Here is an 8,413-nt window from a genome sequence, read left to right on the forward strand (position 1 = left end):
TCACCGTGACCACTTCCCATTCGCACGGCCCGAACTTCGGCCGACGTGTCGACGGATGCCCTCGCTGTGCCGAACTCGCCGCCGGTGCTGAGCCGGTCCGCTGGTCGTCGTCGCGCGCTGAGCGTGACCGCGACTACGAGCGGCGGGCGCGAGAGATCCGCGAGCACGACTGCGTGAGCGCTGGTTGCTCCGTCATCTGCACCTTCGGGGACTGGTAACCCCACTCCGCATGTCAGCCCCGGCATTCACGCCGTGAGGGCGCCGGATCGAATCCGGCCCGGGGCACGCACCTCACCTCACCTCACCGAGACGAAGGAGATTCAGTGTGTCCGGTCAGAACGCCCCGCAGGGGAGTCACTTCTACGTCATGACGCTGGAGAAGCCCGGTGTCCTGACGGCGATGCGGTCGGGGACCTTCACCCCGAGGCCCGGCACCACCCGTTACGACGCGTTCAGCGAGATCTACGAGCTGATCACCAGCGCGAACCGGGACCTGTACCGCGCCAACGTCGTGCACTTCGCGATCGAGTCCAACCACCTGTGAGCGGCACCCCCGGTCTGCTTACCAGGGCCCGACCGGGGGCGCCCTTGCTACTCCGCAAGGGAGTGGAATCAGCATGACGCAGACCACGACGGAAGTGGAGGCAGTCCCCGGGGCTGCCCCCGCGCCGCCTGTCGAGAAACCACCGGATCCGGTGAAACCGCCGACCGCGTCGGTGGAGCACACGCCGGGCGGGTGGCCGGTCGTGCCGCTCGCGGTGACCGGCACGAACAGCACCGTGGGGGTGATCGCCGCGTCGGCTCTGGCCGGCGGGCCGGTCGCCGCCACGCTCGCCGCGACCGGGGCCGCGGTCCTGGGCACCGCCGCCGTGGCCCGCGCCGCCCGGCACGCCCGCAAGCGCACTGCCGCCCGAGCAACCAGCGCTCCGCGATCCGCCGCCATGTCGTCGGCTCGCGGAACACGTAGCGCGGCAACGTCCGGCCGCACCCCCGCATCGGCCCGCACCACGGACGGCAGGTCCGCCGGGGCAGGGGCCGGTCGGGGTATGGGGCTGTCGAAGCAGAGCGGATCGCGATCACGTTCCGCGTCGTCCGGCATGGCTCAGTCGCCCGGCGCGGGCAAGCATCGCGCGGGTACCGGAACCACGGGCGGCGGCCGCGGTGGCGCGGGTGGGCGTTCCCCGCTCGGCTCCCGGTCCACGTCGCCCGGTCGGGTCGGTCAGGTCCGGGCGCTGCGCAAGGAGCGCGCCGGGCAGGGGCCGACGCGCGGGGCTGCCCGTGCACAGGCGACGCAGGAGCGGCGGGCGGTTGCCGACGGGCGCCGCGCGGCGCGGGCCGATGCCCGTGCGGGGCGTGCGCAGTCGAAGGGTGCGGTGGGCCGGTCGGTGGCCCGGGGCCTGGCTGCCGCGGGCCGTATGCGGCGCGCGGCCGTCGACCGGGCCCGAACCGCGCGTGACCAGCACACCCGTGACCAGGTCGACGGGAAGCGGTCGATGTTGCGCAAGGCGCCCTCGCGGCGCCGGGCGCGGGCCGCCCTGTGGCGTTCGGCGGCGCGGTTGCATGGACGCCGACTGCTGGCCGCGGTGCTGGCGGCGGCGCTGGGAGCGCTCGGCATGCTCACCACCCCGCTCGGGCGCAAGCTCGGGTGGCAGTGGCTTCAGCACCCCGGGCGCCGCCTGTACCGGCGTCTTGCGGGTCAGGCGAAGCAGGAGAAATCGGACCGCGACCGGGGCATCCGGGCGCGGCTCGCGGAGGAAGAGGCTGCCGCCGATGCGGTGGCCGATGCAGAGATCGGGGACCGGGTGGAGCGTCCGGCCGGTCTCGTGCCCAGCACGTCACGCACGCCGTTTGGGGAGGTCACACACGTGTCCGGTTTCCGGTTCGAAGAGGCTGCCGCAGAGATGGAGAACGCCGCCCGCTCCTACGAGCCGGACGGGGCCATGGAGATCCTGGCCATGGTGGAGAACCTGCCCCACGCGCTGACCGCGGTCGCGAACACCTTCCGGATCCTCGCGGAGCGCTCCGACAGCGAGTTCCCGCTGGAGAAGGCGGTGGCGGTCGGGTTCGAGGAAATCCATGTCGCCCTGTTGCAGTCGGTGTCCGCGTCCGACGAACTCGGGCCGCTGTTCCGCTACGCGCATGAGCAGGACATCGCCCGTCATGAGGACCCGCGTAACGGGCCCGAGGCTGAGAAGGGCTGGAATGTCTGACATGGGTACCAGTACCGCGACCACGAAACAGCAGCAGGACACCAGTGGCCCGGTGCTGGACTGGGCGGCCGGTCACGGACCCGTGACCGGCGCCCTGTCCGCCACCACCGGAGCCTTTGCGCTGGCCACGACCGGTGCGGCCACCGGCATGCCGCCCGGCTGGGCCCTGGCCGTCGGGGCCGCCGGGGCCATCGGCCACACCGCCGCCGGGCTCCGCTGGAAGAACGCCGGCCGCACCATCGCCACCCGCGCCGCATCCTGGCTGGTCGGCGCCGGATGGACCACGTGGGCCATGACCACCGACCCGCTCACGTGGGCCGCGCTCGGCTCGCTGGCCACGATCGGGGTGGGCATGGGCGCCGCGGCCCACGCCGCGAGCCTCTACGAGGAAGCCCGCGAGGACGAAGCGCTCGCCGCCGCCGAACAGCAGGTGGCGGCCGAACTCAGCGCGGAGCGGCGCGGGATCGCCGCCGAGTGGGTCGACCGGGTCCAGCGGGTGTGCGGGATCACCATCCGGGTGCTGGCGGTGGAGATGTGGCCGACCGGGACCGGGTTCACCATCGACGCGGAACTCCCCGCGGGCGGCGCGACGTACGACCGGATCACCAAGGAGTCCGCGAGCCTTTCGGCGGATGCCGGTCTGCCGCACGGCTGCACCGCCACCGCAGGGCCCGGCATCAACCAGGGCCGCGTCCTGATCGACGTCGCCACCGCCAACGTCCTCGCGGAGAACCGCACCTACCCCACCGAGTACGGGCCGCTGTCCATCCACACCGGACTCCCCTGGGGCTACCGCACCAACGCCGAGGAGATCTGCACCTACCTGCGGGAACAGTGCGCCCTGGTGGTCGGGCCGACCGGATCCGGGAAGACGAACATGGTCCATGTCATCCTCGCGGGTCTGGCCCGCGCGGTCGACGTGCTCACCTGGGTGATCGACCTCAACGCGGGATCGGCCGGACTCCCCTGGGTCCGCCCCGCCCTCGACCCCCACGACAACCCGCAGGGCACGCTGCGGCCCGGGGTCGACTGGCTCGCATCGACGGTCGAAGAGGCCGCGCTCATGCTGGAGGCGGCCGAACGGATCGCCAAGGAACGCAAGATGGCCTACCAGGACCTCATGTCACAGGCCAACACCGATCTGCTGCCGGTCAGTCCGTCGATTCCCCAGATCATGCTGGTCGTTGACGAGGGCGCGGAGATCCTGGCCAGCACCGAAAAGCCGATGCGCAAGCTCGCCGCGAAGCTGATCGAGGTGATCCGGATCGCCCGCGCGATAGGCGTACGGACCGTGCTGACCGCGCTCGGTGCCACCGGCACGGTGCTCGGCAACCTGATGATCCGCCGGGAAGCAAAGATCCGTGTCGCGCTGACCGGCGGCGAGACGGAAGGCATGGACCTGTCGAAGCAGTTTCCAGGCAGCCGCGGACTGCGCGTCGACCAAGCCCCCTACAAGGGCTCGGGGTTCATGGCCACCCCGGAATCACCGGTCGCCCTGTTCAAGACGTGGGGGATCCTGCCGAACCAGATCCGCGACATCGTCGTCGCCACCTCCGACCGGCACCCCACGCTGGACGACATCTCGGCACACGCGGCCGGAGACGCCTACGCAAACCGCTGGGACCCGGCCCGCACCGCATGGATCCGTACCCGGAGCGCCTCGGCCACCGCCGAGATCCGCACCGAACCGCCCCGCCCCACCGGCACGGGCAGCGGCGGGGGAGGTCTCAGCCTCTCCGCGCTCCGCGCCGAGACCACGGGCGGCGGTGACGAGGACGCGGCGGTACGGGCGTTCATGGAACAGATCGACGCCGAGTTCGGCACCACCGCCGAACCGGCCGCGGCCGACCCGAGTACCCCGCCGGCGCAGGACCGTTCGGTGCCGCGCGGGACCGGACTGAACCTTTCCGCGCTGCGCGACAACGCAGACGAGACCGGATCCGGTGGCGGGGAGGGTGAGGTGGCCGCGGGGCCGTCGTGGCTGCCTGAGGCCGTCGATGCGATCGAGTCGGCCGGCGCGATGGGCATGAAGCCCTCCGCGATCGCGGACATGGTCGGCAAGGACCGCAAGACCGTCCGCGCCGCCCTGCGCGCCGCGGCCGAACGCGGCCAACTCGTCTACCGGGACAACGGACCGCACTCCGTCTACGTCCACCCCGACCACGCCTGAAACGGCCACACACAGCTACTGGGTAGTGGGTACTGGGGCCTCACCCCACTAACCGCCGGAACACCCCAGTAGGCCCGTACAGGGCTCTACAGGCGGTTTTCTACTGGGGACCCCACTACCCACTACCCAGTAGCCACACCCCACTACAACCACACACCGTAACCAGCGGACCTCCGCCCGGACAACCCCGGGCGGGGGTCCTCGCGTCCCGGAACGACCGGAAGGAGCACACCATGCACCACCGCGAACCGCCCGGGAACCAGGGCGGGCCGACCACCGCGCACATACCCGCCGACGTCTACCGGCGAGCCCAGACCACCGGCCGGCCGATCGTCGTCATCCACACCACCGCCCCCGCCGGGCGCCCCGCGCGCAGCTACCTGTTCCCGATCGTCGTCGTCACCACCGGCGCCATCGGCATCCTCGGCACCGTCGCCGCGATCATCGCGCTCATCGACTTCGCCGCCCGCACCGCCGCCCTCATCGCCAGCACCGCGGGCCCGATCGGCATCGGCGGACTCACCCTCAAACTCGCCCGCCCCAAGAAGTAACCGAGAAAGGGGCCCCCGTGGCTCTGACCGTCTCCCTCGTCGTCCTGCTCGGCATCGTCCTCCTGCTCCTGCTCCGCTCCCGCTCCCTTGGATGGGGCTCCGCCGCCGTCGCCGCCGGGTTCGGGTTCTCCCTCGCCTCCACCGGAGCCGCCGACCCCATCAACACCCTCGCCACCGCCCTCATCGCCGCCCTTCCCAACCTGTAGGAGAACACCCGATGCGACCACGCATCCGCGTCACCGACTGGCCCCGCCGGGCCCTGATCCTCACCGACACCCCTCGCCCCAACTGCCCCGACTGCTACGGAGACGGTGGGATCGCTCAGCACTACGGCGACGAAACCGGAGAGTACGTGGACACCGACTGGTGGCCGTGCGGCTGCTGGAACGAGTCCCGCCGCTGGACCCTGCTCCCGCTGCCCCGCCGCACCTCGCGCGGCGGTTACAGCGACGAACCGCCCTTCTGACAAGCCGAGAGCGGCCCCCGTCTCGCCAAAGTCCGGGGCCGCTCTCGTTTGCCAGCACGCTTCACGGAACTGGAGACATCCAGCATGACACCTGAACCCTTGCCCGCACCGCTGGCCGCCGCACTGGACGCGGCCGAACGCGGCTGGCGCGTCTTCCCTCTGCGGCACGGTGACAAGCGCCCCGCCCTGCACGGCGAGACCGCCTGCCCCGGCACGGGGGACTGCGCGGCCGGCCACCGTAAGTGGGAGGACCGGGCCACCACCGACCCGGACCGCATCCGCCGGGCATGGTCCGTACGGCCGTTCAACATCGGGATCGCCGTCGGCCCGTCCGGGCTGGTCGTGGTCGACCTCGACACGCTCAAGCCGAAAGACCCGAAAGGAACGCCTGACGGCGTCACTTCCTTTGCGGCACTCTGCGAGCGCGCCGGGCAGCCGGCGCCCCGCACCCGCACGATCCGGACCCCCAGCAGTGGACACCACCTCTACTTCACCGCCCCGCCCGGCATCCGGCTCGGCAACACGGTGGACCGGCTCGGCAAGCACATCGACACCCGCGCATGGGGCGGGTACGTCGTCGCCCCGGGAAGCACCACCCCCGCCGGGCCCTACACCGTCATTGACTCCACCCCGCCCGCCCCGCTCCCCGAATGGCTGCACGTCCGACTGGCGGACCGTCAGACGCCGTGGGTCACAGTCGCCTCGCCGCCGTCCGGGGCTTCTCGCTACGCCACGGCGGCTCTCAGGGCCGAACTGGCGAACGTCGCGGGGGCCGGTGAAGGCGTACGGAACTGGACGCTCACCAGGGCCGCACGCGCCCTGGGGCGGTTCGTCGCGTCCGGCGCCCTCACCCGCAGCGAGGTTGAAGAGCCTCTTAGGCAGGCGGGATTGGCGGCCGGCCTGCGGGAAAGCGAGTGCACGCCGGTCATCACCAGCGCCCTGAACTGGTCGATCGCACACAATCCCAGCGGCACGGCGTCATGAGCGCGCCCCCCAATCCCCCCGCTAAGAGGCAGTTCTCCCACCCCACCGACCAGCTCAGCCCCGCAGAACCGCCCCTGGCCCCGTCCGGCCGTAGCGCGCCGAAAGTCGTCGCCGAAGGCGCCCTTTCTGCTGTTCGACCTGACCAGCAGACCGGCGACGGACGGTCCCCGGTCGCCTGGCTCCGCATCACCGCACCCAAGAGCGCCACCCCGACCGCCGGATCGTGGTGCCGCTGCGGACGCGACCGGTTCGCCACCGGCCACCGCCAGGTACTCGCCCTGATCGCCGACCACACCGACCACCATGACCGGTGCCCGCTCCGCGCACCCCGGGAAGAGAGGAACGCCGCATGAACGACATCGACGGCGCGACCCTGCTCAACGAGGTGGAAGTCTTCCACCGCCGCTTCAACATCTTCCCCATGGAAGCGGCCTACGTCGCCGTGACGCTGTGGGACGCGCACGCGCACCTCATCGACTGCTACGAGACCACGCCCCGGATCGCCTTCCTCTCCCCCGAACCCGGCTCCGGGAAGTCCCGCGCGCTGGAGATCGTGGAACTCCTCACCCCCCGCCCGGTCGCCACGGTGTCCGCGTCCGCAAACGCCCTGTACCGGCTGGTCTCCGCCGCCGAGGGACTGCCCACCGTCCTGTTCGACGAGGTGGACACCATCTTCGGCCCCAAGGCCAACGCCGACGAACAACTCCGTGGCTTCCTGAACGCCGGATACCGCCGCATCGGCGGCGCCCTGCGATGCGTCGGAGAAGGCTCTAACCAGGACGCGCGGGTCTTCGGTTCGTACTGCGCCGTGGCCATGGCCGGACTCGGCTCCCTGCCCGACACCGTGCTGACCCGCTCCATCATCATCCGCATGCGCAAGCGCGCCCCGAACGAGGCAGTGGAGCCCTACCGCCAGCGCATCCACGAGAAGCAGGGTCATGCTCTGCGCGACCAGCTCGCCAAGTGGGCCGACACCGTCCGCGACCAGGTCGCGAACGCATGGCCCGAGATGCCCGCTGGCGTCAGCGACCGCCCCGCCGACGTGTGGGAACCCCTCCTCGCTGTCGCCGACGCCGCCGGTGGTGACTGGCCCGCCCGGGCCCGCGCCGCCTGCCTCGAACTGATCGACGCTGCCCACGACAACGACGAAGCGTCCACGGGGATCCGGCTGCTCACCGACCTGCGCGACAAGGTGTTCTGCGGCGCAGACCGGATGCCCACCGCCGTCATCCTCGAATGCCTACTCCGCATGGACGACGGCCCATGGGAAGACATGGACGGCAAGCCCCTGAACTCCCGCACTCTCGCCCGGCTGCTCAGCCAGTACGTCACCCCGGGGAACAAGCCCATCAAACCGCGCGGCATCCGTACCGCATCCGGCACTCCGAAGGGGTACTACGCCGAAGATCTCACGGACGCGTGGACGCGGTACTGCCCCCTGCCTGCCGCTCAATCCGCAACATCCGCCACGTCCGCCACGCCGCAGGTCAGCGCGGGTGAATCCGTGGCGGATGCCAGCACCGCCATCCGCCACACGCCGACGGAAACCGCCACGCAGCTCACCACCACCGGATAGTCGAAACCCGCCTTCCCGCACCGCCGCACCGTCCAGGTGTGGCGGTGCCTATCCGCCACACCTTCGGCATCCGCCACAAATCCAAGTCGCTGACCTGCAATGTTGCGGCGTGGCGGATGTGGCGGATCCATGAGGAGAAGGACAGCTCGCATGTCCCAGGTACTCACGCAGCCGACGCGACTGCTCTACACCCCGGCGGAAGCCGCCAAGGTTCTCTCGTTCAGCCGGTCCACGATCTACAACCTGATGGCCGCCGGTGCTCTCCCCTACGTCAAGCACGGACGCGCACGCCGCATCCGGTGGACGGAACTCGAACGCTACGCGTCCAGCCTCGAACCGCTCACCGGCTGAACCGCCCCACCCTCACCACCGCACCACGAAGCGGGGGGGGGCCCCCCGCCCGGGCCCCGGACCCCAAGGGGTTCGACCCAAAAACCCCCCCCCCCCACACCACAC

At 71.3% G+C, this 8,413-nt stretch carries 10 protein-coding genes; all 10 read left to right on the plus strand.

Annotated elements, in window-relative coordinates:
• Nucleotides 1-5 precede the first annotated feature (5 nt).
• Entirely contained in the window at nucleotides 6-218 is a 213-nt protein-coding gene (locus tag ACFXPK_RS20985; RefSeq protein WP_385077506.1) for a hypothetical protein, read from the plus strand.
• 107 nt (nucleotides 219-325) lie between these two features.
• The gene (locus ACFXPK_RS20990) at nucleotides 326-544 is read left to right on the plus strand and encodes a hypothetical protein (RefSeq protein WP_385077509.1); all 219 of its coding nucleotides are present in this window, start codon (nucleotides 326-328) and stop codon (nucleotides 542-544) included.
• Nucleotides 545-617: 73 nt separating this feature from the next.
• Entirely contained in the window at nucleotides 618-2,210 is a 1,593-nt protein-coding gene (locus tag ACFXPK_RS20995; protein WP_385077512.1) for a hypothetical protein, read from the plus strand.
• Nucleotide 2,211: 1 nt separating this feature from the next.
• On the plus strand, nucleotides 2,212-4,380 hold the full coding sequence (locus tag ACFXPK_RS21000; protein WP_385077514.1) for a hypothetical protein: 2,169 nt from the start codon (nucleotides 2,212-2,214) through the stop codon (nucleotides 4,378-4,380).
• Between the two features lie 233 nt (nucleotides 4,381-4,613).
• A complete protein-coding gene (locus tag ACFXPK_RS21005) occupies nucleotides 4,614-4,931 on the plus strand; it encodes a hypothetical protein (protein WP_385077516.1) in 318 nt (105 codons plus the stop codon).
• A gap of 17 nt (nucleotides 4,932-4,948) precedes the next feature.
• On the plus strand, nucleotides 4,949-5,137 hold the full coding sequence (locus ACFXPK_RS21010; protein WP_385077518.1) for a hypothetical protein: 189 nt from the start codon (nucleotides 4,949-4,951) through the stop codon (nucleotides 5,135-5,137).
• 11 nt (nucleotides 5,138-5,148) lie between these two features.
• Nucleotides 5,149-5,397 (plus strand): hypothetical protein, encoded by a 249-nt coding sequence (locus ACFXPK_RS21015; protein ID WP_385077520.1) that lies wholly within the window; start codon nucleotides 5,149-5,151, stop codon nucleotides 5,395-5,397.
• Nucleotides 5,398-5,481: 84 nt separating this feature from the next.
• On the plus strand, nucleotides 5,482-6,381 hold the full coding sequence (locus ACFXPK_RS21020) for a bifunctional DNA primase/polymerase (RefSeq protein WP_385077523.1): 900 nt from the start codon (nucleotides 5,482-5,484) through the stop codon (nucleotides 6,379-6,381).
• A gap of 349 nt (nucleotides 6,382-6,730) precedes the next feature.
• On the plus strand, nucleotides 6,731-7,957 hold the full coding sequence (locus ACFXPK_RS21025) for a DUF3631 domain-containing protein (RefSeq protein WP_385077525.1): 1,227 nt from the start codon (nucleotides 6,731-6,733) through the stop codon (nucleotides 7,955-7,957).
• A 150-nt stretch (nucleotides 7,958-8,107) separates the two neighbouring features.
• Nucleotides 8,108-8,308, plus strand: coding sequence for a helix-turn-helix domain-containing protein (locus tag ACFXPK_RS21030; RefSeq protein WP_385077528.1), 201 nt, complete (start codon nucleotides 8,108-8,110; stop codon nucleotides 8,306-8,308).
• Nucleotides 8,309-8,413: the final 105 nt, after the last annotated feature.

It is taken from the genome of Streptomyces sp. NPDC059142 (assembly GCF_042755665.1).
GTDB lineage: Bacteria > Actinomycetota > Actinomycetes > Streptomycetales > Streptomycetaceae > Streptomyces.

Excerpts from the sequence above, each read along its gene's own strand:
- ACFXPK_RS20995 (WP_385077512.1), top strand. The coding sequence starts at position 618 with ATGACGCAGACCACGACGGAAGTGGAGGCAGTCCCCGGGGCTGCCCCC.
- ACFXPK_RS21000 (WP_385077514.1), top strand. The coding sequence starts at position 2,212 with ATGGGTACCAGTACCGCGACCACGAAACAGCAGCAGGACACCAGTGGC.
- ACFXPK_RS21005 (WP_385077516.1), top strand. The coding sequence starts at position 4,614 with ATGCACCACCGCGAACCGCCCGGGAACCAGGGCGGGCCGACCACCGCG.
- ACFXPK_RS21015 (WP_385077520.1), top strand. The coding sequence starts at position 5,149 with ATGCGACCACGCATCCGCGTCACCGACTGGCCCCGCCGGGCCCTGATC.
- ACFXPK_RS21020 (WP_385077523.1), top strand. The coding sequence starts at position 5,482 with ATGACACCTGAACCCTTGCCCGCACCGCTGGCCGCCGCACTGGACGCG.
- ACFXPK_RS21025 (WP_385077525.1), top strand. The coding sequence starts at position 6,731 with ATGAACGACATCGACGGCGCGACCCTGCTCAACGAGGTGGAAGTCTTC.
- ACFXPK_RS21030 (WP_385077528.1), top strand. The coding sequence starts at position 8,108 with ATGTCCCAGGTACTCACGCAGCCGACGCGACTGCTCTACACCCCGGCG.